This window comes from Tahibacter soli, from assembly GCF_025717065.2.
GTDB lineage: Bacteria > Pseudomonadota > Gammaproteobacteria > Xanthomonadales > Rhodanobacteraceae > Tahibacter > Tahibacter soli.
The window spans coordinates 445,948-470,571 of sequence record NZ_JAOVZO020000003.1; the positions used below are offsets into that span (position 1 = coordinate 445,948).

The 24,624-nt window shown below is 68.7% G+C and carries 21 protein-coding genes; 14 read left to right on the forward strand and 7 right to left on the reverse strand.

The window, feature by feature from the left end:
* Positions 1 to 111: 111 nt before the first annotated feature.
* The 6 genes from OD750_RS04435 to OD750_RS04460 all read left to right on the forward strand — a co-directional run bounded on the left by OD750_RS04435 (position 112) and on the right by OD750_RS04460 (position 7,175).
* Positions 112 to 1,431, forward strand: a complete 1,320-nt coding sequence (locus OD750_RS04435) for an N-acetylmuramoyl-L-alanine amidase (RefSeq protein ID WP_263545089.1) — start codon at positions 112 to 114, stop codon at positions 1,429 to 1,431.
* Positions 1,432 to 1,494: 63 nt separating this feature from the next.
* Positions 1,495 to 3,315 carry a DNA mismatch repair endonuclease MutL gene (gene mutL / locus OD750_RS04440; protein WP_263545090.1) on the forward strand — a complete coding sequence of 607 codons (1,821 nt, stop codon included), beginning with the start codon at positions 1,495 to 1,497 and terminating at the stop codon, positions 3,313 to 3,315.
* A 28-nt stretch (positions 3,316 to 3,343) separates the two neighbouring features.
* On the forward strand, positions 3,344 to 4,264 hold the full coding sequence (locus OD750_RS04445; protein ID WP_263545091.1) for a DUF1684 domain-containing protein: 921 nt from the start codon (positions 3,344 to 3,346) through the stop codon (positions 4,262 to 4,264).
* 13 nt (positions 4,265 to 4,277) lie between these two features.
* Positions 4,278 to 4,835 carry a metallophosphoesterase family protein gene (locus OD750_RS04450; RefSeq protein WP_263545092.1) on the forward strand — a complete coding sequence of 186 codons (558 nt, stop codon included), beginning with the start codon at positions 4,278 to 4,280 and terminating at the stop codon, positions 4,833 to 4,835.
* Positions 4,819 to 5,583: a queuosine precursor transporter gene (locus OD750_RS04455; protein ID WP_263545093.1), complete on the forward strand. Its 765-nt coding sequence runs from the start codon at positions 4,819 to 4,821 to the stop codon at positions 5,581 to 5,583. Before OD750_RS04450 ends, OD750_RS04455 begins: the two co-directional genes overlap by 17 nt.
* Positions 5,584 to 5,597: 14 nt before the next feature.
* On the forward strand, positions 5,598 to 7,175 hold the full coding sequence (locus tag OD750_RS04460) for a POT-type proton-dependent oligopeptide transporter (RefSeq protein WP_263545094.1): 1,578 nt from the start codon (positions 5,598 to 5,600) through the stop codon (positions 7,173 to 7,175).
* On the opposite strand, the gene OD750_RS04465 is transcribed toward OD750_RS04460, so the two are convergent.
* Positions 7,166 to 7,420: a GIY-YIG nuclease family protein gene (locus OD750_RS04465; protein WP_263545121.1), complete on the reverse strand. Its 255-nt coding sequence runs from the start codon at positions 7,418 to 7,420 to the stop codon at positions 7,166 to 7,168. The two genes, OD750_RS04460 and OD750_RS04465, sit on opposite strands and share 10 nt — an antisense overlap.
* Before the next feature lie 143 nt (positions 7,421 to 7,563).
* Between OD750_RS04465 and OD750_RS04470 the strand changes: the two genes are divergently transcribed.
* The 7 genes from OD750_RS04470 (at position 7,564) to OD750_RS04500 (ending at position 14,659) form a co-directional block, all read left to right on the forward strand.
* A complete protein-coding gene (locus OD750_RS04470; protein WP_263545095.1) occupies positions 7,564 to 7,821 on the forward strand; it encodes a DUF1161 domain-containing protein in 258 nt (85 codons plus the stop codon).
* A 219-nt stretch (positions 7,822 to 8,040) separates the two neighbouring features.
* Positions 8,041 to 8,406, forward strand: coding sequence for a PadR family transcriptional regulator (locus tag OD750_RS04475; protein ID WP_263545096.1), 366 nt, complete (start codon positions 8,041 to 8,043; stop codon positions 8,404 to 8,406).
* Entirely contained in the window at positions 8,403 to 9,296 is an 894-nt protein-coding gene (locus OD750_RS04480) for a sensor domain-containing protein (protein ID WP_263545097.1), read from the forward strand. Before OD750_RS04475 ends, OD750_RS04480 begins: the two co-directional genes overlap by 4 nt.
* Positions 9,297 to 9,356: 60 nt before the next feature.
* On the forward strand, positions 9,357 to 10,673 hold the full coding sequence (locus OD750_RS04485; RefSeq protein ID WP_263545098.1) for an MFS transporter: 1,317 nt from the start codon (positions 9,357 to 9,359) through the stop codon (positions 10,671 to 10,673).
* A 109-nt stretch (positions 10,674 to 10,782) separates the two neighbouring features.
* Complete coding sequence (locus OD750_RS04490) at positions 10,783 to 13,248, forward strand: TonB-dependent receptor plug domain-containing protein (RefSeq protein WP_263545099.1); 2,466 nt, start codon at positions 10,783 to 10,785, stop codon at positions 13,246 to 13,248.
* A 55-nt stretch (positions 13,249 to 13,303) separates the two neighbouring features.
* Positions 13,304 to 13,657 carry a hypothetical protein gene (locus OD750_RS04495; RefSeq protein ID WP_263545100.1) on the forward strand — a complete coding sequence of 118 codons (354 nt, stop codon included), beginning with the start codon at positions 13,304 to 13,306 and terminating at the stop codon, positions 13,655 to 13,657.
* A gap of 54 nt (positions 13,658 to 13,711) precedes the next feature.
* Complete coding sequence (locus OD750_RS04500) at positions 13,712 to 14,659, forward strand: peptidylprolyl isomerase (RefSeq protein WP_263545101.1); 948 nt, start codon at positions 13,712 to 13,714, stop codon at positions 14,657 to 14,659.
* 12 nt (positions 14,660 to 14,671) lie between these two features.
* Here OD750_RS04500 and OD750_RS04505 read toward each other — a convergent pair whose 3' ends face one another.
* From OD750_RS04505 to OD750_RS04515, 3 genes are all read right to left on the reverse strand, one after another.
* Positions 14,672 to 17,062, reverse strand: coding sequence for an ATP-binding protein (locus OD750_RS04505; protein WP_263545102.1), 2,391 nt, complete (start codon positions 17,060 to 17,062; stop codon positions 14,672 to 14,674).
* Between the two features lie 206 nt (positions 17,063 to 17,268).
* Positions 17,269 to 18,513, reverse strand: a complete 1,245-nt coding sequence (locus OD750_RS04510; RefSeq protein WP_263545103.1) for a polyhydroxyalkanoate depolymerase — start codon at positions 18,511 to 18,513, stop codon at positions 17,269 to 17,271.
* 140 nt (positions 18,514 to 18,653) lie between these two features.
* Positions 18,654 to 19,295, reverse strand: coding sequence for a TetR/AcrR family transcriptional regulator (locus OD750_RS04515; protein WP_263545104.1), 642 nt, complete (start codon positions 19,293 to 19,295; stop codon positions 18,654 to 18,656).
* 114 nt (positions 19,296 to 19,409) lie between these two features.
* Here OD750_RS04515 and OD750_RS04520 point away from each other — a divergent pair, with 114 nt between their 5' ends.
* Positions 19,410 to 19,814, forward strand: coding sequence for a VOC family protein (locus OD750_RS04520; RefSeq protein ID WP_336407548.1), 405 nt, complete (start codon positions 19,410 to 19,412; stop codon positions 19,812 to 19,814).
* Positions 19,815 to 19,865: 51 nt separating this feature from the next.
* Here the strand turns inward: OD750_RS04520 and OD750_RS04525 are convergent, their stop codons facing one another.
* The 3 genes from OD750_RS04525 to OD750_RS04535 all read right to left on the reverse strand — a co-directional run bounded on the left by OD750_RS04525 (position 19,866) and on the right by OD750_RS04535 (position 24,566).
* Positions 19,866 to 21,329 (reverse strand): FAD/NAD(P)-binding protein, encoded by a 1,464-nt coding sequence (locus tag OD750_RS04525; RefSeq protein WP_263545105.1) that lies wholly within the window; start codon positions 21,327 to 21,329, stop codon positions 19,866 to 19,868.
* A 188-nt stretch (positions 21,330 to 21,517) separates the two neighbouring features.
* The gene (locus tag OD750_RS04530) at positions 21,518 to 23,878 is read right to left on the reverse strand and encodes an ABC transporter permease (protein WP_263545106.1); all 2,361 of its coding nucleotides are present in this window, start codon (positions 23,876 to 23,878) and stop codon (positions 21,518 to 21,520) included.
* Positions 23,871 to 24,566, reverse strand: a complete 696-nt coding sequence (locus OD750_RS04535) for an ABC transporter ATP-binding protein (RefSeq protein WP_263545107.1) — start codon at positions 24,564 to 24,566, stop codon at positions 23,871 to 23,873. Before OD750_RS04535 ends, OD750_RS04530 begins: the two co-directional genes overlap by 8 nt.
* Positions 24,567 to 24,624 lie beyond the last annotated feature (58 nt).

Genomic DNA, 24,624 nt, shown 5'->3' on the forward strand with positions numbered 1-24,624 from the left:
GTTCCTGACTGGCATTTAAGCAAATCAACCCAGATATCGGTTTTCCAAAGAGAAAATGCTTGAAATACATGTCCTGCTGCGTTTGAATTCGCAGCCATGCGGGGAATTGGCTTGAAATCGCTGCGTCGGAGCGTTGCGCTGGGTGTCCTGGCCCTGGTTCCGCTCGTCTCGAACGCGGCCGAAATCAAGGCGTTGCGCGTGTGGGCCGGCCCCGATTCGACGCGCGCCGTGTTCGACGTTTCCGGCCCGCTCGACTACAAGCTGTTCGAACTCGCCAATCCCGACCGCATCGTGCTCGACATCAAGGGCTCGACGATCGCCGAGGGCGTGGCCGCGCCGCCCGGCAAGGGGCTGCTCAGCAATATGCGCATCGGCAAGCAGGGCAAGGGCGACCTGCGTGTCGTGTTCGACCTGCCGCAGGGCGTGCGCCCGAAAAGCTTTCTGCTGCCGCCGGCCGACAAGTTCGGCCATCGCCTCGTCGTGGACCTCTTTCCGAAGACCAAGGCGACGCGCGAAGTCGTCAAGACGATCGAAGACGTGCAGCCGAGCGCCGGCCGCAAGGTCGTGATCTCGGTCGACGCCGGTCACGGCGGCGACGATCCCGGCGCGATCGGCAAGAACGGCACGTACGAGAAGAACATCACGCTCGCGGTCGCGCGCGAGGTCGTCAAGGCGATCGACGCGCAGCCCGGCATGAAGGCGCAACTCGTGCGCGACGGCGACTACTTCATTCCGCACAAGCAGCGCTACGGCAAGGCGCGCGAGGCGAAGGCCGATCTGTTCGTGTCGATTCACGCCGACGCGTGTCCCGCGAGCTGCGACGCGCGCGGCGCTTCGGTGTGGGTGCTCTCGGCGCGCGGTGCCACGAGCGAGGCGGCGCGCTGGCTCGCGGCGAAGGAAAACGCGTCCGACCTCGTCGGCGGCGTGTCGCTCGACGACAAGGACGATACGCTGGCCGCGGTGCTGCTCGACCTGTCGCAGGGCGCGACGAGCGAAGCCAGCATGTCCGTCGGCCAGTCGGTGCTGCGCGCGCTCGGCAAGATCGGCCCGACGCATCGCGGCTATGTGGAAAGGGCTAATTTTATCGTCCTGCGCTCGCCGGACGTGCCGTCGATCCTCGTCGAGACCGGCTTCATCACGAACCCGGCCGAAGAAAAGCGGCTGAACGACCACGACGAACGCGTGAAGCTCGCCGGCACGATCGTCGACGGCATCCGCAACTATTTCACGCAGACGCCGCCGACCGGCACCTGGTTCGCCGCGAACGCGGGCAAGTACGTGCCGGCCGAGCACATCGTCACGCGCGGCGAAACGCTGTCGGGCATCGCGACGCAGTACCGCGTCAGCGTCGGCGCGCTGCGCGCGGCCAACAGCCTCGCGACGGACGCCGCCGTACGCGTCGGCGACGTAATCAAGTTGCCGCAAGGCTGAACGAGTAGCTGCCGCGCCGAACCGGGCGCGGCGCGGCGGCGCATCCGTTATGATGCGTGGCTCATGTCGCGCATCCGTCAGCTTCCGATCGAACTCATCAACCAGATCGCCGCCGGCGAGGTCATCGAACGCCCGGCGTCGGTGGTCAAGGAACTCGTCGAGAACAGTCTCGACGCCGGTGCGCAGCGCATCGAAATCGAAGTGGAAGAAGGCGGCGCGCGGTTGATCCGCGTGCGCGACGACGGTCGCGGCATCGACGCCGACGACCTTCCGCTCGCGATCGCGGCGCATGCGACGAGCAAGATCGCGAGCTTCGACGACCTCGAACGCGTGACGACGCTCGGTTTTCGCGGCGAAGCGCTGCCGAGCATCGCATCGATCTCGCGCTTCGCGCTGACGTCGCGGCCGGCCGAACAGGCGCACGCGCTGCGCATCGAAGTCGACGGCGGCAAGCCCGGCGCGCCGAAGCCCGCGCAGCACCCGGCCGGCACGACGATCGAAGTGCGCGATCTGTTCTACAACGTCCCGGCGCGGCGCAAGTTCCTGCGTGCCGAGCGTACCGAATTCGGCCGCATCGACGAGTTGATCGCGTCGCTCGCGCTCGTGCGCACCGGCGCGGAGTTTCGCCTGTCGCACAACGGCAAGCCCGTGCGCCTGTTGCGCCGTGCGGTCGACGAGGCTGGCGTCGCCGCGCGCGTCGGCGATCTGCTCGGCGAAGAATTCGTCGGCCAGAGCCTGCGCATCGAGCACGAAGGCGCGGGCCTGCGGCTGTCCGGCTGGGTCGGGCTGCCGACCGCGTCGCGCGCGCAGGCCGATTCGCAGTATTTCTACGTCAACGGCCGGCTCGTGCGCGACCGGCTCGTCGCGCACGCGGTGCGCCAGGCGTATGCCGACGTGCTGTTCCACGGCCGTCATCCGGCGTTCGTGCTGTTTCTCGATCTCGATCCGCTCGGCGTCGACGTCAACGTGCATCCGGCCAAGCACGAGGTGCGTTTTCGCGAATCGCGGCTCGTGCACGATTTTCTGTACCGCACGTTGAACGATGCGCTGGCGCAGACCCGCGCCGGTGCCGCCGCGCCGGTCGCACCGGCACTGCCGGCGTTCGCCGGCGACACCGCGGCGCCCGGCTACGCGCCGTGGCGCGGCCAGAACTCGCTCGGGCTCGGCTCGTCGTTCGTGCGCGAGCCGCTGGCCGAATACGCCGCGCTGGTCGGCGGCGGCGCACCGGTTTCGCCGCTGCTGTCGTCGTCGCCGCTGCCGCAGACGACGCCGGTCGACATGTCGGCCGCGCATACCGAAATGCCGCCGCTCGGCTTCGCGCTGGCGCAGCTTCATGGTATCTACGTGCTGGCCGAAAACGCGCACGGCCTCGTGCTCGTCGACATGCACGCGGCGCACGAACGCATCACGTACGAACGATTGAAGAACGCCCGGGAAGGCCAGGGCATCCGCGCGCAGATGCTGCTCGTGCCGCTGCCGATCTCGCTGTCGGAACGCGAGGCCGCGTGCGTCGAGGAACACGGCGAGCGCTTCGCGGCGCTCGGTTTCGACGTGCAGCGCACAGGGCCGCAGAGCGCCGTCGTCAAGCGCATACCGACGCTGCTCGAAGGCGCGGACGCGGCGCGGCTGATCCGCGACGTCATCGCCGACTTCACGACGCAGGGCAGTTCGCGCCGCATCGAGGAAGCCGGCAACGACGTGCTCGCGACGATGGCCTGCCACGGTTCGGTGCGCGCGAACCGGCGACTGTCGCTGCCGGAAATGAACGCGCTGCTGCGCGACATGGAGGCGACCGAGCGCTCGGGCCAATGCAATCACGGGCGGCCCACCTGGGTGCAGCTCGGCATCAACGAACTCGACCGCCTGTTCCTGCGCGGCCGCTGACAGCTATGCAATTCTGGAGGATTGTACGATGATAGAAGTGAGTGCGTTGGTGCTGGCCGGCCTGATGGCGAGCAGCGTGCAGGCGACGAACGTGTCGATCGACGACGGCAGCGGCGCCGCCGCCGTCGACCACACGACCGAGATCAAGGCGTGGCGCGAAAAGCGCGTCGAACGGCTCAAGGCGCCGACCGGCTGGTTGAGCCTCGTCGGCCTGCACTGGCTCAAGGACGGCGAGCAGACGGTCGGTTCGGCCAAGGGCAACGACGTCGTGCTGAACGTCGGTCCGGCCAGGCTCGGCACCGTGACGCTCAAGGACGGCAACGCGTCGATCGCGCTCGATGCGAAGGCCGGCGCGAAGATCGACGGCGCCGACAAGGCCAACGCGCCGCTCGTCGACGACCGCCAGGAAAAACCGACCACCGTCAGCTTCGGCACCGCGAATTTCTACGTCATCGACCGCGACGGCAAGAAGGCGCTGCGCGTGAAGGACAGCGAGGCCGATACGCGCAAGAATTTCCTCGGCATCGACTACTACGACATCGCCGCGAAGTGGCGCATCGAAGCGAAGTGGGAGGCGTTCGATCCGCCCAGGACGCTCGAAGTGCCGACCGTGCTCGGCACGGTCGAGAAGTACCCCGTGCCGGGCAAGGCCACGTTCGAGATCGACGGCAAGAAGTACGAAATCACGCCGGTGATCGAAGTGCCCGGCGACAAGGAACTCTTCATCATCTTCGCCGACCGCACGAGCGGCAAGGAAACCTACGGCGCCGGCCGCTTCCTCTACGCGCCGATGCCGGCCGACGGAAAGATCGTGCTCGATTTCAACAAGGCGTACAACCCGCCGTGCGCGTTCACGCCGTACGCGACGTGCCCGCTCGCGCCGCCGGAAAACAAGCTGAACCTGCCGGTGACCGCCGGCGAGAAGAAATACCGCGGCTCGCATCACTGATGCCGCCCGCGCCGTGCGCGTTCTGATCGTGTCGGACACGCACGGCACCGTCGACGCGCGCATCGTGGCGCTCGCGCGCGACTGTGCGCTCGTGCTGCACGCCGGCGACGTCGGTTCGGCCGACGTCGTCGATGCGCTGGCGGGCGCCGCGCGCGACGTGATCGCCGTACGCGGCAACAACGACGTTGCGGCGAAGTGGCCCGGCGCGCAGCACGATCGCCTCGCCGCGCTGCCGCTCGAACGCATCGTCGATCTGCCGGGCGGACGCGTCGTCGTCGTGCACGGCGATGCGCATCCGCCGCGTTCGCGCCACGCGGCGCTGCGCCGTGCCCACGCCGGCGCGCGCGCGGTCGTGTACGGACACAGCCATCACATGCTCGTGGACGATACTGCCGCGCCGTGGGTGCTCAATCCCGGCGCGGCCGGCAAGGCACGCACGAACGGCGGGCCGAGCTGCCTCGTGCTCGACGCGACGGACGATGCGTGGCGCGTCGAAGCGGTGCGTTTCGATCCGCCGACACGGGTTTTTGCGACCGATCCAACCGGGGGAAGTCATGGAAATCGGCAATAAAGCGCAAAAGTTGTTTCTGGTATTCACGGGCCTGTTCGTCGCGAACGCGATACTCGCCGAGCTGATCGGCGTGAAGATCTTCGCGCTCGAAGACACGCTCGGCATCGCGCCGCTGAACTGGAACCTGTTCGGCCAGACCGGCTCGCTGAACTTCACGGCCGGCACGCTCTTGTGGCCGATCGTGTTCATCATGACCGACATCATCAACGAATACTTCGGCCGCCGCGGCGTGCGCTTCATCTCGTGGCTGGCGGTGTTTCTCATCGTCTACGCGTTCGCTTTCGCGTTCGCCGCGATCGCGCTCGCGCCGGCGTCGTGGTGGGTGACGGTCGGCGCCGCCAACGGCGTGCCGGACATGCAGGCCGCGTTCGCGCAGATCTTCGGCCAGGGGATGTGGACGATCGCGGGTTCGATCACCGCGTTCCTGATCGGCCAGCTGATCGACGTCGCGATCTTCCACGCGATCCGCAAGCGCACCGGCGAGAAGCACATCTGGCTGCGTGCGACGGGCTCGACGCTCGTTTCGCAGTTCCTCGACAGCTTCGTCGTGCTGTACATCGCGTTCGTGATCGGGCCGCAGAAATGGTCGATCGGCCTATGGCTCGCGGTCGGCTGCGTCAATTACGCTTACAAGGTGTTCGCGGCGATCGCGCTGACGCCGCTGATCTACGCCGCTCGACGCGGTCTCGACGCCTGGCTCGGCAAGGATCTGAGCGAAGAACTGAAAACCAAAGCCGCTGAGGCTTGAAACCGGAAAGCATCATGACAGCAAACGCAGAAACTCTCGCCGCGGCCGTGCCCGCCGCCCCGGCCGCGCGCATGCCCCGGCAGATCGCGTTCATCATCGGCAACGAGGGCTGCGAGCGCTTCAGCTTCTACGGCATGCGCAACATCCTGACGATCTTCCTCGTCTCGTCGCTGCTCATGTACCTGCCGGAATCCGAGCGCGACGCAGGCGCGAAGCACATTTTCCACAACTTCATGATCGGCGTGTACTTCTTTCCGCTGCTCGGCGGCTGGCTGTCCGACCGCTTCCTCGGCAAGTACAACACCGTCATCTGGTTCAGCCTCGTCTACTGCCTGGGCCACCTGTGCCTGGCGCTGTTCGAGCACAACGCCACCGGCTTCTTCATCGGCCTGGGCCTGATCGCGTTCGGTTCCGGCGGCATCAAGCCGATCGTCGCGGCGTTCTGCGGCGACCAGTTCGACAGTTCGAACAAGCACCTGGCGAAGATCGCGTTCGACGCATTCTACTGGATCATCAACTTCGGTTCGCTGTTCGCCAGCGCGCTGATGCCGTGGTTCCTGCGCCACTACGGCGCGGCCGTCGCGTTCGGCATTCCCGGTGCGCTGATGTTCGTCGCGACGGTCATCATCTGGCTCGGCCGCAAGCACTACGTGATCGTGCCGCCGACGGCGCCGAGCCGCGACTCGTTCGCGCGCGTCGCGCGGTCGGCGCTGCTCGCGCGCGGCGCGAGCGGTGCGCGGCCGGGTCTCGTGATGGCGGTCGTCGGCGTCGCGCTGGCGGTCCTGTCCTTCGCGCTGGTGCCGTCGATCGGCATCGTCGCGGGCCTGTGCCTGGCGATGGTGCTCGCGCTCGCCGGCGCCGGCGGCGGCACGTGGCTGCAGCTCGACCGCGCGCGCGGCCTGCATCCGGACGAAGCGGTCGAAGGCGTGCGCGCGGTGCTGCGCATGCTGATCGTATTCGCGCTGGTCACGCCGTTCTGGTCGCTGTTCGATCAGAAGGCCTCGACATGGGTGCTGCAGGCGCGCGCGATGGAAAGTCCGGATTGGTTCCTGCCGGCGCAGATGCAGATGCTCAATCCCGCGCTCGTGATGATCCTGATTCCGCTCAACAACCTCGTCGTCTATCCGATGCTGCGCCGCCTCGGCTACGAGCCGACCGCGCTGCGCCGCATGACCGCCGGCATGATGTTCGCGGGCCTGTCGTGGATCGTCGTCGGCGCGCTGCAGCTCGCGATCGATGGCGGCGAGCCGGTGTCGATCTTCTGGCAGATGGCGCCTTATGTCCTTTTGACGCTCGGCGAAGTGCTGGTCTCGGCGACCGGCATCGAGTTCGCGTACAGCCAGGCGCCGGCGTCGATGAAGGGCGTGCTGATGAGCTTCTGGTATCTCGCGGTCACGGTCGGCAACCTGTGGGTGCTGCTCGTCAACGCGGGCGTCAAGCATCCGCACGTCGTCGATTCGATCGCCGCGAGCGGCGTCAGCGTCACGGCGTTCCAGATGTTCTTCTTCGCGCTGTTCGCGTTCGGGTCGGCCGCGCTGTTCGGGCTGTACGCCAGGCGTTATCGAGAAGTGGACAACTACCGTCACGCCTGAGCGGCGAGCGCGCGCTTGGCCTTGGGCGACAACCGGCGGATGCGATACTCGGCCTTCGACGCGGCCGAGCGGTCGGGGTAGGGAAAACGCGCCAGCAGCCGCTGCGGCGGATGGGCGCGCGTGTACTTCGCGCCCTTGCCGCTCGCATGCGCGGCATAGCGCGCGTCGACGTCGATCGCGATGCCAGTATAGATGCTGCCGCCGGCGCATTCGATCAGGTACACGAACCAGCTCGTTGTCACCATTTTCACAAAGCAGTGCTATCGTCGGGACTTGAAGGGACGCGTGGCGCGGCGTCAGAAGTTTGCCAGGATTCCTGCCTCGCAACGACGCCGGCCGCACGTAACGTACGGGTGTCTCAACCACGTTGCCGATCAGGGAGATCGCCATGAAAACCGTTATCGCCGTGCTCACCTTCGCGCTGGCCTTGTCCGCCGGCCCCGCCTTTGCGCGCAAGGCGTGCGACGAACTCAAGCAGGAAATCGCCGCGAAACTCGACGCGAAGGGCGTGAAGAATTACTCGCTCGACGTCGTCGCGCACGACGCCCAGGACGCGCGCAGGACCGTCGGCACCTGCGACGGCGGCACGCAGCGCATCGTGTACGAACGCGGCGGCAAGCCGGCCGAGGTCGCGCCGGCGAACTGATGCCTTTTCGTCGACGGGCCGCTTCACGGCCCGTCGACGTTCGTTCCCACCCGGGCCGCCCCCTCGCGGCAGGCCGATCCCCGAAAACCTCGTCTTCCGTCACGCCGCGCGTCCGTCGCTGCGCGGTCGCGCGTGCGCGCGACCCATGACTTGTTACCCTGACGGTATTGTTTATCTAACACTACTATCGGCTCCGACATACGAAACGGCACGAAGGTCTTGGACGAAACCGAACCGCATCGCAAGAAGTTCGAGCGCGAGCTGTCCGCCGGCACGGTGTCGCTCGTGCTGCTCGCGGTGCTCGCGCAGTCGAGCGAGCCGATGTACGGCTACCAGATCGCCAAGCGCCTGGAGCAGACCGGCGACGGCGTGCTGATCGGCAAGCAGAGCGCGCTGTATCCCGTGCTGCGCAACCTCTGCGCCGCGGGCCTGCTCGACAGCGAGGTCGAACCGTCGGTCAGCGGTCCTCCGCGCCGCTACTACCGCATCACTGCGCTGGGCCGCACGGTCCTGCGCGACTGGAACGCCGCTTGGTCGGCCACGCGCGATTTCGTCGACTCCGTCTTGAAAGGAACCTCGCCATGACCCGCCCCACGCCGCGCACCATCGACGAATACCTGGACGATCTGCGTGCCGCGCTGCGCGGCGAGGATCCGGCGCTGATCCAGGACGCGCTGTACGACGCCGAAGAACACCTGCGCGCCGAGTTCGCCGAAAACCCCGGCGTCGATCCGGCCGAACTGCTCGCGAAAATCTCCACGAGCTACGGCGCGCCGGACGAAGTCGCCGAGATCTACCGCGACAAGGAGATCGTCGTCGAACGCGCGCTGCGGCCGCCGCCGCCGGTGCCGCGCACGTCGGCGCTTGGCCGCTTCTTCGGCGTCGCGACCGATCCGCGCGCGTGGTCGGCGCTGTTCTACATGCTGCTGGCGCTGCCGACCGGCATCTTCTATTTCGTCTGGACGGTCACCGGCCTGTCGCTGTCGTTCGGCCTGATGATCCTCATCATCGGCATTCCGTTCGCCGCGCTGTTCCTCGCGACCGTGCGCGCGCTGTCGCTCGTGGAGGGCCGCATCGTCGAGGTCATGCTCGGCGAGCGCATGCCGCGGCGTCCGCTGTACGTGCAGCGCAACGTGCCGTTCGTCGAACGCGTCAAGACGATGTTCACCGACCCGCGCACGTGGAGCACGATGCTGTACATGCTGCTGCAGCTGCCGCTCGGCATCTTCTACTTCGTGCTGTTCGTCACGATGCTGTCGGTGGGCCTCGCGCTGGCGTTGAACCCCATCGTCTACGCGACGGTCGGCTTCGGGCTGATCGACATCAACGGCCAGTTCTGGGTGCCGCCGCTCGCGCTGATGCCGTTCACGATCGCGCTCGGCATCGCCATGCTGTTCGGCCTGCTGCATCTTGCGCGCGGCATCGCGAAGTTCCAGGGCGCGCTCGCGAAAAGCCTGCTGGTGCCGGCGGGGTAGGGCTTGTGGGGGTGCCACGCGTCGCGGCAATCTAACGAATTGCCGCGACGCGAGGTTCTCGTGGATTCCAGCCCGACCGCTCCCGCCGACATCGGCACCGCACGCCGCCTGCGTTCGATCTTTTCCGGTTCCGTCGGCAATCTCGTCGAGTGGTACGACTGGTACGTCTACGCGACGTTCTCGTTGTATTTCGCGCCGGCGTTCTTTCCGCAGGCTGACGCGACCGCGCAGCTCATGAGCAGCGCCGCGGTTTTCGCGGTCGGGTTCTTCATGCGGCCGATCGGCGCGCTCGTGCTCGGCTACTACGCCGACCGCCACGGCCGCAAATCCGCGCTCGTGCTGTCGGTGCTGATGATGTGCGGCGGCTCGCTGATGATCGCGCTCACGCCGGGCTACGCGACGATCGGCGTCGCAGCGCCCGCGCTGCTGCTCGTCGCGCGCCTGCTGCAAGGCCTGTCGGTCGGCGGCGAGTACGGCACGTCGGCGACGTATCTGTCGGAGATGGCGACGAGCCGGCATCGCGGCTTCTGGTCGAGCTTCCAGTACGTCACGCTGATCATGGGGCAACTGCTCGCCCTCGCGGTGCTGATCGCGCTGCAGCACGTATTTCTGACCGAGCGGCAGTTGCACGACTGGGGCTGGCGCGTTCCGTTCGTGATCGGCGCGATCGCGGCGCTCGTATCGCTGTATCTGCGGCGCAGCATGCTCGAAACCGAATCGTTCGAGGCGGCCCAGCGCGCACGCACGCAGCGCCCCGACCTGCTGCGCGAACTCTTCAAGCATCCGCGCGAAATCGCGACGGTCGTCGGCCTGACGATGGGCGGCACGCTCGCGTTCTACACGTACACCACGTACATGCTGAAGTTTCTCGTCAACACCGCGGGTTTCGCCAAGGACGTCGCTTCGCTCGTGTCGGCGGCCAGTTTGTTTATTTTTATGCTTTTGCAGCCGGTGGTCGGCGCGTTGTCCGATCGTATCGGCCGGCGACCGCTGCTGATCGCGTTCGGCGTGCTCGGCACGCTCTGTACGGTGCCGATCTTCCATCTGCTGGCCGACGGCGCGACGCCGTTCGAAGCGTTCGCGCTGATCCTGATCTCGCTCGTGATCGTCAGCGGCTATACCTCGATCAACGCGGTGGTCAAGGCCGAGCTGTTTCCGGTCGGCGTACGTGCGCTCGGCGTCGGTCTGCCGTACGCGCTGGCCGTTTCGCTGTTCGGCGCGACGGCCGAGTACTTCGCGCTGTGGTTCAAGCAAAGCGACAACGAGGCCGGTTTCTACTGGTACGTCACCGCGTGCATCGCGGTTTCGCTGCTCGTGTACCTGTGGATGCCCGACACGCGGCGCACCTCGCGCATCGACCGCGACGCGCGCACCTGAACCGGCCGTACGCCCGATCTGCGACCGCGTTCGCTTCCTCCGTCCTCGCGCGTTCAAGGCCGTTCACGATAAGCTAACAAAGTTTTAATCAATCGGAGGAGGACCGATCATGGGAAAGTCACGTTTGTGGTTGGCGCTGGCTGCAGCCGGCGCGTTCGGGGGAATCGCGTTCGCGTCGGGCGCGCACGCCGCGGAAGCGGCGGCGGATGTCGCGGCGGACGTCGCAGCGCAGGATCAGGCCGGGTCGAAAGGGGAAACGACCGAGCTTGAGGCGGTGTCGATCGTCGGTTCGCGCCGCTACGGCCGCACGTCGGAAACCGAAACGCCGGTGCCGGTCGACGTCATTCCGATGGAGAAGGCGTCGACGCAGGGTCCGCAGTTCGATCTCGCGCAGACGCTGCAATACGTCGCGCCGTCGTTCAATTCGACGCGCCAGACCGGCGCCGACAACGCCGACCTGATCGACTCGGCCGCGCTGCGCGGCCTGGGTTCCGACCAGACGCTCGTACTCGTCAACGGCAAGCGCCACCACACGACCGCGCTCGTGAACCTGTTCGGCGCGCGCAACCGCGGCAATACCGGCACCGACCTCAACACGATTCCGCTGCTCGCGATCGAGCGCGTGGAAATCCTGCGCGACGGCGCCGCCGCGCAGTACGGCTCCGATGCGATCGCCGGCGTCATGAACCTCGCGCTGAAGAAGAACGCCGGCTGCGAAGGCGTCGCCGGCTACGGCCAGTACTCGCGCGGCGACGGCGACAACTACCAGCTGTCGAGCTACTGCGGCTTCGAAACCGGCAACGGCGGCTCGATCGGCATCACGGGCGAATGGCTCAAGCGCGGCCGTTCCGACCGCTCCGAAAAAGACAGCCCGCGCATCATTGGCGATACCAAGGTGGACAATCGCACTTTGTTCATCAATGGCGAAGTGCCGCTCGGCGAGGCCGCGAACTTCTACTTCACCGGCGGCCTGCAGAATCGCGACGCGTCGTCGGCCGCGTTCGCGCGCGGCGGCATCGGGTCGGACGACATCCCGTCGCGCAACTCGGCCGCGATGTACCCCGACGGCTACGTGCCGTTCATCAACGGCGAAATCGAAGACCGCTACGCGATCGTCGGCGCCTGGGGCAAGCTCGGCGAGTGGCGCGCCGATCTTTCGCAGACCTACGGTTACAACGAGCTCAACAACGACATCAGCAACACGATGAACGCGTCGATCGCGAACCAGGACCGCATCGACGGCGGCCCGGGCATCAGCGCGACGAAGTTCTACGCCGGCGGCTTCTCGTTCCGCCAGTACACGACGAACCTCGATTTCACGCGCTACTTCGATTCGATCATGGCCGGCACGAACGTCGCGTTCGGCGCCGAGCGGCGCAACGAGAACTACCGCATCTTCGAAGGCGAGCGCGGCTCGTGGGTCGACGAGGACGGCGCCGGCGACGAATTCGGCAACAACGGCAATGCCGGCAGCCAGGGTTTCCCGGGTTTCCAGCCGGGCGACGTGACCGACAAGAGCCGCAACAGCTGGGCGGTCTACGGCGACGTCGAAGTGAACTGGACCGACCGCTTCATGACCGACATGGCCGTGCGCTACGAGGACTACAGCGACTTCGGCAAGACGACGACCGGCAAGATCGCCGCGTCGTTCCGCGCGACCGACACGTTCCTGCTGCGCGGCTCGGCCTCGACCGGCTTCCGCGCGCCGTCGCTGCAGCAGCGCTATTTCTCGTCGACGTTCACCGACTTCATCAGCGGCCAGCCGGTCGACGTGGTGCTCGCGCCGAACGGCGGCGAACTCGCGAACCTCGCCGGCATTCCGGCGCTCAAGGAAGAAACGTCGACGAGCTACACGCTCGGCTTCACCTGGAACCCGATCGAGAATCTCACGCTGACGCTCGACGGCTACCGCATCCTGATCGACGACCGCATCGTCCTGTCGGGCCGCTTCGATTCGGAAGATCCGGAGATCGATCCGGCGCTCGCGGCGGCGCTGCGCAGGCTCAACGTCGGCCAGGCGCAGTTCTTCGTCAACTCGGTCGACACGCGCACGCAGGGCGTCGACCTCACGCTAGCGCACAATACCGAAGTCGGCGGCGGCGAGCTGACGACGTATCTCGCGCTCAACCACGGCTCGACCAAGGTCACCGCGATCCATGCGCCGCCGGTGTTCGCGGGCCGCGAGGACATCCTCCTGTCCGAGCGCGAGCGCCTCTTCATCGAAGAAGGCGCGCCGAGCACGAAGGCCACGCTCGCGTTCGACTACACGATCGGCAAGTGGAATCCGAACCTCAAGATCATCCACTTCGGATCGCAGACGCTCGGAACGTTCACGGGCAGCGCCGGCCCGGACGGCATCCCGAACGCGCACTACGCGCCGAAGACGTCGGCCGACGTCGCGCTGACCTACAACTTCACCGAAAACGCGAAGCTCACGGTCGGCGCGGCGAACATCTTCGACGTGTTCCCGACGCGGCAGAACCCGGACGAAACCGACAACGGCTTCCGCTACGACAGCGTGCAGTTCGGCTTGAACGGCACGTCATACTTCGCGCGGTTCTGGATGAAGTTCTGAGTTTCGCCCGCGTCTTCCCGTTCGGACGGGAAGGCGCGGGTTCCTGGAGACGACGATGACGGATACCACGGAGCCCGGATCGCCCGAACCGTCGCGATCCCACCTGGCGGGCTTGAGTTTTCTGAGCCTCGTCATTCCGTTGTGGATGGGCTCCCTGTTCGGCCTGTTCTGGCTCGGCCTGCCGACGCTCGTATTGGCGATCGCGCACCGCGTGCTCGCGTCGAAGCGTTGGATCGGCGACAAGACGCACTGGACGTTCGTCGCGACCGCATGGCTGTCGCAGCTCGTGCCGCTGGCGATCGGTTTCGCGACGGTCAATCCGATCGGCAGCTTCATCGTCTGGCCCGCGGCGTCGTTGATCGTCGTCGGCATCGGTGCGGCGGTCGCGATGCATCTCGACGACGAGTGATCGCGCCGCGCGCGCGGCATACACTCACCGCTCCCGACCGAGCGGAGCGAAACGATGTCGATCAAGGCGCGCCCACTTCCCCTGATGCTGGCGCTCGCGCTCGCGGGTGCCGCGCACGCGGCCGACGAACCCGCGGCCAAGCCGAAGACGATGGCCGACATCGTCGCCGAATCCAAGCCCGGCGACTGGCGCGCGCTCGACCCGCAGAACGTGCTGTACGTCGACTTCGAAGGTCTCAAGCGCGTCGTGATCGAACTGGCGCCCGCGTTCGCGCCGAAGCATGTCGAGAACATCCGCGCGCTGGCGCGCGAGTCGTACTTCGACGGCCTCGCGCTCGTGCGCGAGCAGGACAACTACGTCGCGCAATGGGGCGATCCGGACGGCGAAGATCCGGCCAAGGTCAAGCCGATCAAGACCGCCAAGAGCAAGCTCGACGCCGAATTCGCGCGCAGCGACCGCGACCTGCCGTTCGCCGTGCTGGCCGACGGCGACGTGTACGCGCCGGAAGTCGGCTTCTCCGGCGGCTTTCCGACCGCGCGCGACGCGAAGAACGGGCAGGCCTGGCTCGCGCACTGCTACGGCATGGTCGGCGCGGGCCGCGGCGACACCGCCGACAGCGGCAACGGCGGCGAACTCTACGTCGTGATCGGCCATTCGCCGCGCCACCTCGATCGCAACGTCACGCTCGTCGGCCGCGTGGTGCAGGGCATCGACCAGCTCTCGTCGCTGCCGCGCGGCACCGGCGCGCTCGGATTCTACGAAGCGCCGGCGAAAGGCCCGACGCTGACGCGCGTACGGCTCGCGGCCGACGTGCCTGCGGCCGAACGCGTCGACTACGAGGCGCTGCGCACCGACACCGACACGTTCAAGGCGCTCGTCGACTCGCGCCGCAACCGGCGCGAATCGTGGTTCCTGACCCCGGTCGGAAAAATAGAACTGTGCAATGTGCCGCTGATCGTGCGCGAGAAGGCGAAGGCGGCGGCGAAGGACGCGAAAAAGTAGGACTGACGCAGCTCAGCTCGCGACGGTCGCCGCAGGCGTCGTCGCGCTGCCGTCGCGTGCTTGCGCCGCGACCGGCCGCGCGGTACTGCCGAGCAGCGCGCCGAGTTCGTTGAGCGGCATCGGCTTGCGCACCCATTCCACCTGCCAGTCCGGCGGCGGGCGGTCGTGCGGGCCGTACGGCGCCGAGGCGCTGTGGATCAGGCAGCGCGGCAGCGGCAGTTCGAGCGCCTCGCACGACTCCCGCACGCGGCGGATCAGGTCGATGCCCGATTCGCGCTCCAGGTGCAGGTCGACCAGGAGCGTATCGGGCGCGAAATCGCGCCACGCCTCATACGCCTCGTCGACCGTCGCGGCCACGCGGTGCTCGACGCCGAGCGACTCGAGCTGCATGCCGAGCAGGTCGCGTATCGTCTCGTCGTCGTCGACGAGCAGCACACGCACGAACGCGTTGCCGGCGGTCGCGGACGGAACGACCGGCGCCGGCGCCGGCGCGAATTCCAGCGAAAACGAGAAACGGCTGCCTTGCCCCGGTTGCGTATCGAGCGACAGGCGTCCGCCGAGCTTGTCGACGAGCTGGCTCGCGATCGCGAGGCCGAGGCCCGCGCCGCGCCGGCCGGTTTCGGTGTCGCCGCGCTCGAACGGCTTCAGCACCCGCGCGATGTCCGCGGCGTCGATGCCGGGGCCCGAGTCGCTGACCGCGAAATGGATGCGGCCGTCGCCGCCGGTGTGCGCGTCGAGCCGCACGTGGCCCGCGGCGGTGAACTTGACGGCGTTGCCGAGCAGGTTCGCCAGCACCTGATGCAGGCGCGCCGCGTCGCCCACGACCCAGGTCGGCAGGCGCGGATCGCCGTGCAGCGTGAGGCTCACCGGACGGCCCGCGACTTCCGCCTGGAACAGGCACACGACGTTGGACAGCAGATGCGGCAGGTCGAACGGCAGCGCGCGCAGTTCGACGCGGTCGAGCGCGAGCCGCGCATGGTCGAGATAGTCGTCGGCCGTGCGTACGAGGCCTTCGCTTGTCGTACGCGCGGTTTCGAGCAGACCGCGCAGGCGCGGATTGGCGATGTGCGGCAGCGTCATGTCGATCAGGCCGCAGACCGCCGCGAGCGGATTGCGCACCTCGTGCGCGGCCATCGCGAGCATGTCGGCGCGCGCGCGCGACAGCGCCGACAGCGCGCCGTTCAGGCGCTTGAGCCAGCGCAGACGCAGCCAGATCACCGCGACGAGCAGCGCGGCCATCGCCAGCGACGCGACGAGCGCCAGCGCGTACAGGCGCGTGCGCGACTGCGCGTGGGCCTGCGCCGACTCGGCCGCGACCAGGCGCAGATTGGTCAGTTCGCCGTCCTGCTTGAGTTCGTGGATTTCGCGTTCGCGCACTTCCGCGCCGTACTGCGCTTCGAGTTCGGCGACCGCGCGCGCGACTTCGACGCCCGACAGCCGCGCGTTGAGCGCGATGAGTTCGCGCGACGCGGCGAGCGCGAGCGCCGTGTTGCCGGCTTCTTCGGCGATGCGCGCCTTCGCGTCGAGCAGTTGCGCGGTGAGACGGCCGAGTTCGAGACGGCGGCTGTCGCCGAGCGCGTGGTCGAGTTCGCGCAGCGCCTCGTCGCGCCGGCCGAGCGCGGCCAACGCGCGCGCGATGTGGTGGCGCGAGGAGATCGTCGCGGTCAGCTTGCCCGCCGCGACCTCGTGCGCGAGCGCGCCGCGCGCCGCGGCCAGCGCGTGCGTCGCGTCGCCGCCGTCGAGATAGAGCGAACTCAACGCGTCGTCTAGCAGCGCCACGCCGCCGTCGCTGCCGAGCGTCGCGAGGCGGGCCCGCGCCGACTGCGCGAGCGCGATCGCCTCGGTGCGGCGGCCGAGTTCGCGGTACAGCCATTGCATGAGGTATTCGCCGTGCGCGCGGTCGAACTCGCGGCCGAGCGCAGGCCACGCGGCGTACGCGCGCTCGCAGTGCGCCTGCGCCTGCGGCGCGCTCTGCGCGACGAGCAGCAGCTGGCAGATTTCGCTGTCGGCGAGCGCGCGCCAGTACGGATCGTTCAGCGCGCGCAGACGCGCGGCGGCCGGCTGCGCGAGGTCCAGGCCCTGCTTGACCTGCTCGCGCTCGATCAGCGCGTGCGCGCGCAGGAGGTCGGCGAGCGGCGACGCGCCGGGGAGACCGTCCGCCTGTCCCAGGCGATCGAGTTCGAGCGCGACGTCCTCGACCCGCGGCGACGACAGCGTCAGCGCGGCGCGGCCGGCGTACCACAAGGCGGCCTGCCGCTGCGCCGGGTCGGTCGACGGCGCCGTGCCTCGTTCGAGCGCATCGCGCGGGCGGTCCAGCGCGAGACCTTGCAGCGGCGACGACGGCAGCGGAGCGACCCCGGTCAGGCCGAACAGCAGCATCGTGGCGGCGGCGGTGAGGTTCATTCGCTCCTGGCGTTCGAGGGCGTCAACGTACGCAACGGTGCGGATGAAACGCCGCGCCGTGCCGTTTTGCTAAAAACGCATTTTGCACGCGTTGTAGCGGAAAGTACATTTTTTTGCGTGAGGCGGCGGTGATCCTGGAAAAAGCCGCGTCCTCGCTTAATGCATCTTTGCGCACGAGCGGCGCCGAGCGCCGCTCGTGCGCGGTTCTAGCTATTGTGCGCCGCGATAAACGCGCGCACGTCGGGGTAGACCACGTCGCGCCAGCGCCGGCCGCTGAAGATGCCGTAGTGGCCGGCGCCCTTCACCGTCAGATGCCGCTTGTGCTCGTCCGGCACGCCGCCGCACAGGTCGTGCGCGGCTTCGGTCTGGCCGAGACCCGAGATGTCGTCGAGCTCGCCTTCGATCGTGAACAGCGCGGTCGTCGTGATGTCGGCCGGGCGCACGCGGCTGCCCGCGACGTCCCACTGGCCGCGCGGCAGCAGATGCTGCTGGAAAACGGTCTTGATGGTGTCGAGGTAGTACTCGGCCGGCATGTCGAGCACGGCGTTGTACTCGTCGTAGAACTTGCGGTGCGACTCGGCGTCGTCGAGGTCGCCCTTGAGCAGGTCCTCGTAGAAATCCCAGTGCGAACTCAGGTGCCGGCCCGGGTTCATCGCGATGAACCCCGCGTGCTGCAGGAAGCCCGGATAGACGCGGCGGCCGTGGCCGGGATAGTTCGGCGGCACGTCGTGGATCACGTTCGTTTCGAACCACGACAGCGGCTTGGTCGTCGCGAGGTCGTTCACCTGCGTCGGGCTGCGGCGCGTGTCGATCGGACCGCCCATCATCGTCATCGAGCGCGGCGTGGTTTCGCCGGCCGACGCCATCAGCGAGATCGCCGCGAGCACCGGCACGGTCGGCTGGCACACCGAGATCACGTGCAGGTTCTTCGCGCCGATGTGGCGGATGAACTCCCGGATGTAGGCGACGTAGTCGTCGAGGCGGAACGCGCCCTGTTCGACCGGCACCATGCGCGCGTCGATCCAGTCGGTGATGTAGACCTTGTGATCCTGCAGCAGCGTGCGCACGGTGTCGCGCAGCAGCGTCGAATGGTGACCCGACAGCGGCGCGACCACGAGCACGACCGGGTCGTCCTTGAGGTCGGCGACGGTCGCCGGATCGTCGCTGAAGCGCTTGAAGCGGATCAGGTTGCAGAACGGCTTGGCCAGCGCGCGGTATTCGACGATCGGCACGTTGTGGCCGTGCGCGTTGACGCTGCCGATGCCGAACTGCGGCTTTTCGTAGTCCTTGCCGAGCCGGTAGATCAGCTCGTAGCCCGCCGCGATGCGCGGCGCGCCCGGAAACTGCGACAGCATGCTGCCCTTGGCGCTCCACATCTTGGCGCCGGCTTCGGCGAAATACACCAGCGGGCTCATGAGCGAACGCTGGAATTCGTGCAGGTGATACAGCATGCGGATACGACTCGTTGTGCGTTGCGGAATTCTAAGTCCAAGCAAGCTTCATACCGTGGTGCCGAACGTCACTTCGTGTGTCATCTCTATGCAAGTACGAAGTTTTTCGACAAATGCCGCCGGAATGTGCGCGCGCTCACTCAACCATTCGTCGAAAGTCCGCGTAAAGCGTCCTTGAAGATGCGCGCGACCGCGGCCGCGTCGAGCGGGGCATGTCCGAGCAGCAAGCGGAAAAACAGGGGGCCGTAGATCAGATCGAGCGCCACGTCGACGTCGAGATCGTCGCGCAGTTCGCCGTCGGCGACGGCCTGCGCGAGCAGCGCGCGGCCTTCCTCGCGCCGCGCCAGCACGAAATGGTTGCGGAACGCCTTGGCGAGTTCGCTGTTCGCGTCGGCCGAGGCGATGAGGCTCGCCGCGCTGCGGCCGGTCGGCGTCGCGAACACGTCGGCCACGTCGGTCAGCTGCCGGCGCAGGCTCGCGAGCGCGGAGCGTTTGCGCGGCGAAGCCGGCGGCGGCGCGGGCTCGCTCATCAGCGCGGCCATCGCGACGGCGTGGCGGTCGGGCCACCAGCGGTACACCGTCGGCTTGCCGACGCCGGCGCGCGCGGCCACCGCTTCCATCGTGACGCCGGAAGGACCGGCTTGCGCGATCAGTTCGCGCGCGGCGCGCAGGATCGCCTCGCGCGCCTGCGTGCTGCGCGGCCGGCCGCGGGCGCGCGGCGGTGTTGCGGCGGCGATCGGTTCGGCGGTGTCGACAGAGGGCGGCTTGACGGGCTTAGGCATTTTTGAAACGATACGTAACGTAATTCAACCGCGACCAGTTTATCCGAGGAGACGAACGATGACTACGCCAAGGGCATTCCCGCCGGCTACCACACGCTGACGCCGTACCTCATCGTGCGCGACGGCGCGCGCGCGATCGACTTCTACGCCGCCGCGTTCGGCGCGAAGGAACTGTTCCGCCTCGCCGACAAGAACGGCAAGGTCGGCCACGCCGAACTCGAACTCGGCGATTCGCGCTTCATGCTGGCCGACGAATTTCCGGACTTCGGCGCGCTCGCGCCGCCGAGCGTCGGCGGCACGCCGGTCTGCCTGCACGTCTACGTCGCCGATGTCGATGCGGCTTTCGCGCGGGCCGTCGCGGCCGGCGCGACCGAACTGCGCGCGGTCGCCGACCAGTTCTACGGCGAGCGCCGCGGCATGCTCGCCGACCCGTTCGGGCACAAGTGGTCGCTCGCGACGGCGGTGCGCGACGTGTCGCCGGAAGAAATGCAGAAGATCTGGAGCGAGACGACGGCCTAGCCGTCGCAGCAGCCGCAGCCGCCGCGCCGTTGCGGCGCGGCGGCGCAAGACTCATTGCGCGTAGGTCACCGGCTCGCTCGACCGCGACGCCCACCGCGAAACGAGACGCGACGTGCGCTCGGTTTCGGCCTGCGCCGCGCAATGCTGAAACACCTGCACGGCGATGCGGCGCGCCTGCTGGCGGATTTCCGGAATGGCCGTCGACTCCCAGTCGCGGCCGCGGCACAGCGCGCCGAGCGTCCACAGCGCCTCGCGCGGCGACAGGCGGCCCTGCGCGTCGGTGACGAGGCCGAGGCCGAGCGTATCGGGCGCGGCGAGACCGCCGTCGACGAGCGAGCGCACGAGCGGATGGCGCGTCGCGCGCGTGTCGGTGTCGAGTCCGACCGCCTGCAGCACGAGATCGAAGCTTTCGACCTTCGGCGCTTCGGCGTCGTGCGTCGGGCCGGTCGTGTACGCGAGGATCGGCCGCTTGTTCTTGCCGACGTGGAACGAGGCGATGCGGCCGGCGCGCACCTCGATGCGGCGATCGGCGATGAGTTCGACCATGCGCCGCGCGACCTGCGGCGGCATGCGATGGCGCCCGCCGTCCCAGATGCCGCGCAGGTGGCGCAGGAAGCGGCGGCGGTCGCCGGCGTCGAGCAGGCGCCACAGCTCGGGCGTCGTATGGCGCAGGCTGTCGACGACCGTGCGCCAGTCGTCCGCCTCGTCGCAATGCTCGCGCACGAGCCGCGCCCAGCGGCGCAGATTCGGGTCGGCGCGCAGTTCGTCGACGAGCCCTTCGAGCCCTTCGGTCGGCGCCTTCGCTTCGCCGGTGTGCGCGGCCGGCAGCCGGCCGCGGCGCGACAGCAGCGTCACGCGCACCTGCGGCCAGCGCTCGGTGACGCTGAGCGCGAGATCGACTGCCGAAAGGCCGGAGCCGACAATCAATACTTTGCGCAAACGTTCAAAAGACAGCGTATTGCCGGACAGCCACTGCCACGGATCGAGCACGTAGCGGCCCGCGTCGATCAGTTCGTCGCGCGCCTGCGGCAGCGGGCGGCTCGGCAGCGCGCCGGTGGCGACGACGACGACGTCGGCGCGCGTGGGATAGCCGGTCGTGTCGGTGAGGCGGTAGCCGCCTTCCGGATCGGCGGTCACGCGCTCGATCTCGGTGCGCAGGCGCGATACGCGGATGCCGCGAAACGACGCGCCTTCGAGCGCGCGCGACACGCGCGCCTCGAGATAGTCGCCGTAGAGGCGGCGCGGCAGGAAATCGCCGGCGCGCGCGTCGGGCAGGTGCTGGCGCGCGAACTCGAGAAACTCGGTGGGCTCGGGGGAGTTGAGGCCCATCGCGGTCGCGCGCACGTTGAGCAGGTGCTCGTCGACCGGAGTTCCGTAGGCGACGCCGCGCGTGCCGCCGCGCGTACCGGAATACCAGTTCAGCTCGGCGGGCATGCCGACGCCATGCTCGAGCAGTTCGGTGATGACGAAGGCGGCGGCGGCGCCGCCGCCGATGATGGCGACTGTCGTTCCCACGGGTAGATCCTCTCGGATGGCTGGTGTGGCTCGGTGGTCGTCGACGCGGGTGTCCGCGTCGGTGCTACGACACCATTCGCCCGGTTAAACGGTTGCTAAATGTCGGCGAGACACCGGCGGCACGGTCATGGCGCGTATTTGTTTCGATATGACGTTTCGGTCGGTCGCGCCGCATTGTCCCGTCGCGGCTAGGCGTGGCCGAGCGCGCGCGCCGCCGGCATCCGCACCGCGCGCCGCGCCGGCCAGGCGCACGCGACGATCGACACGACGCCGAGCATCGCCGCCCACGCGAACGCGCCGTCCGCGTTCGGCCACGCGCGCATCGGCACCGCGAACATCACACGGCCGAACGCGTCGGCGAGCGCGTAGCCGATCGGCATCGACAGCGCGAGCGACGCGAGCCACGCGAGTGCGCAGACAACGAGGCCTTCGGCCTGCACGAGGGTCATGATCGCGCGGTCCGACGCGCCGATCGCACGCATCACGCCGATTTCGCGCGTGCGTTCGAGCACGCCGAGGCTCATCGTCGACGCAAGACCGATGCCGCCGATCGCGATCATCGCCCACGCCATGACGCCGAGAAACTGCACGACCATCAGCAGGTGATCTTCGAACACGCGCCGCGTCTCGCGCATGACCTCGCTGCCGGCGACCGCGAAGCCCGCGCCGTCGAGCGCCGCGCGCAGGCGCAGTATCGTGTCGAGCTGCGCCGCCGGTTCGCTCGACGCGAGCTTCACGAGCAGCGTCGAGGCGAGAACGCCGCCGCGTGCGGCATCGAGCGCCGCGGCGGGCGCGTACGCGAGCGCCTGCGGGCCCGCGTCGACGACGCCGACGACGCGCCAGCGCGTCGGCTTGCCGTCGATCTGCAGTTCGACCTCGGCATCGAGTTGAATCAAAGGCTCGTTTTTCAGCAGTCGGCGGCTCACGACGAGCGCGTTGCCGTCGGTCGCGCCCAAGCCACGGCCGCGCTCGACCGACAGCGCGAGCAGCGGCGATTCGGCCGGCAGGCCGACGAGCGCGAACGCGTCGCCGTCGAGGCCGTCGGCGTGCCGCAGCACGCCGCGCGCCTTCGCGAGCGCCTGCACGCCGGCGACGCCCGGCACGGTCGCGGCGGCGGCTTCGAGCCGCGCCGCTTCCGCGTCGTCGACGAGGCGCAGCGACGCGTCGTAGCGATGGCCGGCGAACAGGTGCGCGACCGACGCACGCACGCCGCTCGCGAGATTGGCGGCGCCGAGGTACACCGCGCCGCCGGCCGCGAGCGCGAGGACCGTCAGCACCATGCGCGCGCGGCGGCGAAACGCGTTGCCGATCGAGAGGCGCAGCGGCCGTCCGACGAACGGCAGCGCGAAACGGCGCCGCACGACGCCGCCGTCGGCGGCGATGCCGGCGTCGCGCAACGCGTCGGCGGCGCGCATCCGGCTCGCGCGGGCGACCGGCAGCGCCGCGGCCGCGACCGGCAGCAGGCAGCCCGCGGCGAACTGCAGCGCGAGCGCCCACGCGGGAATCGCCGTATCGCCGAGCGGAAAATTCAACATGTCGAGTTTCATCGCCGCGTACGGCCGCGCGATCGCGACCGCGAGCGGCAGCGCGACGAGCGATGCGGCAACGCCGAGCGCGAGCGCGAAGCCGGCGTACAGCGCGGCGATGTCGCCGGGCGACGCGCCGAGCACCTTCATCACGCCGATCTCGCGCGTCTGCGCGGCGAGCATCGCCGCGACGAGATTGACGACGAGCAGCGCGCAGACGACGAGCGTCAGCACCGCGAACGCGCCCTGCGTCAGCGCCAGCGAGTCCATCTGCGCCGCGTGCGCGTGCTCGCCGGGCACCGGCACGTCGATGCCGGTCACGCGGCCGCCGGCCGCTTCGATCGACGCCTTCGCGGCGACCGCGACGCGGCGCACGGCGTCGCGATCGAGCGCGTCGCGCACGACGAACTGCACCTCGTCGAAGGTCGCCGGCACGCGCAGCCGCGCGAGCGTCGCCGGCGTCGCGAACGCGTACACGACGTGATCCATCCAGCCCGGCGGCAGGCTCACGTCGCGCACGATGCCGGCGACGGGCAGCGCGACCGCGTCGTTGCCGCCCGCGGAGAGCCGCAGTGTACCGCCGAGCGCGGCGCCGGAGAATTCGAGCGACGAGCGTTCGAGCACGATTTCGCCGTCGCGCGGCGGCCACGCGCCCTCGTCGGGCAGCAGCCGGCCGATGCCGGACGCGTGCCAGTCCGACAGCGCGAACACCTGCGCGCGCGTGCGCCGTCCGTTCGCGTCGGCCGTCGCGAAGACGACGCGCCGCGCGCGCACGGCGGCGATCGCGGGCAGGTCGCGCACGCGCGCCAGCAGCGCGTCGTCCACGCGCTCGACGCGCAGCGTCGCCGACACCGGACGGCTCGCGAGGAACGTCTGCGCGGTCACGCGCTGCACGAGCGCCCACGACGCGAGCAGCGCGCCAGCGCCGGCGAGGCCGACGACCATCGCGACGATCGCGAGTGCCGTGCGCGCCTTGTGCAGCGACGCGTCGCGCAGCATCTTGCGCCAGCGCGGGCTAAGCATCGATGCGTTCCTCGCGCACGATGCGGCCGTCGGCGAGCGAGACCGAACGCGTCGCGTAGGCGATCGCGCGCGGTTCGTGCGTGACCATCACAACGGTCAGACCGTCGCGTACGAGGCCGGCGAGCCCTTCGAGCAGCGACTGCGCGGTGCGCGAATCGAGATTGCCGGTCGGTTCGTCGGCGAGCAGCAGCGGCGGATCGTTCGCCAGCGCGCGAGCGACCGCGACGCGCTGCTGCTGGCCGCCCGACAGCGCCTGCGGCAGCTTGTCGGCCTGATCGGCCACGCCGAGCCGGTCGAGCAGCGCGAGCGCGCGGTCGCGACGCGCGGGCGACGTGCCGCGGCGCGCGAAGTCCATCGGCAGCATCACGTTCTCGAGCGCGGTCAGCGTCGGCAGCAATTGGAAGAACTGAAAAACGATACCGACGCCGCGGCCGCGCCAGGCGGTCAGCGCGCGTTCGCTCGCGGCGCCGAGATCGTGCCCGTCGACGACGATGCGTCCGCGCGTGGCGCGGTCGATGCCGCCGAGGAGATTGAGCAGCGTCGACTTGCCGCTGCCCGACGCGCCGACGACGGCGACGAAGTCGCCGCGGTCGATCGCAAGGTCGATGTCGGCGAGCGCGTGGAAGTCGCCGGCGGGGGCGGGGTAGGTCTTGCCGATGTTTTCGAGGGTGATGAGGGGCGTGGGCATGGGGTTTCCGCGGCGAGTTTTCTGTCTTTGCCCTTGCTCGTCATCCCAGCGAACGCTG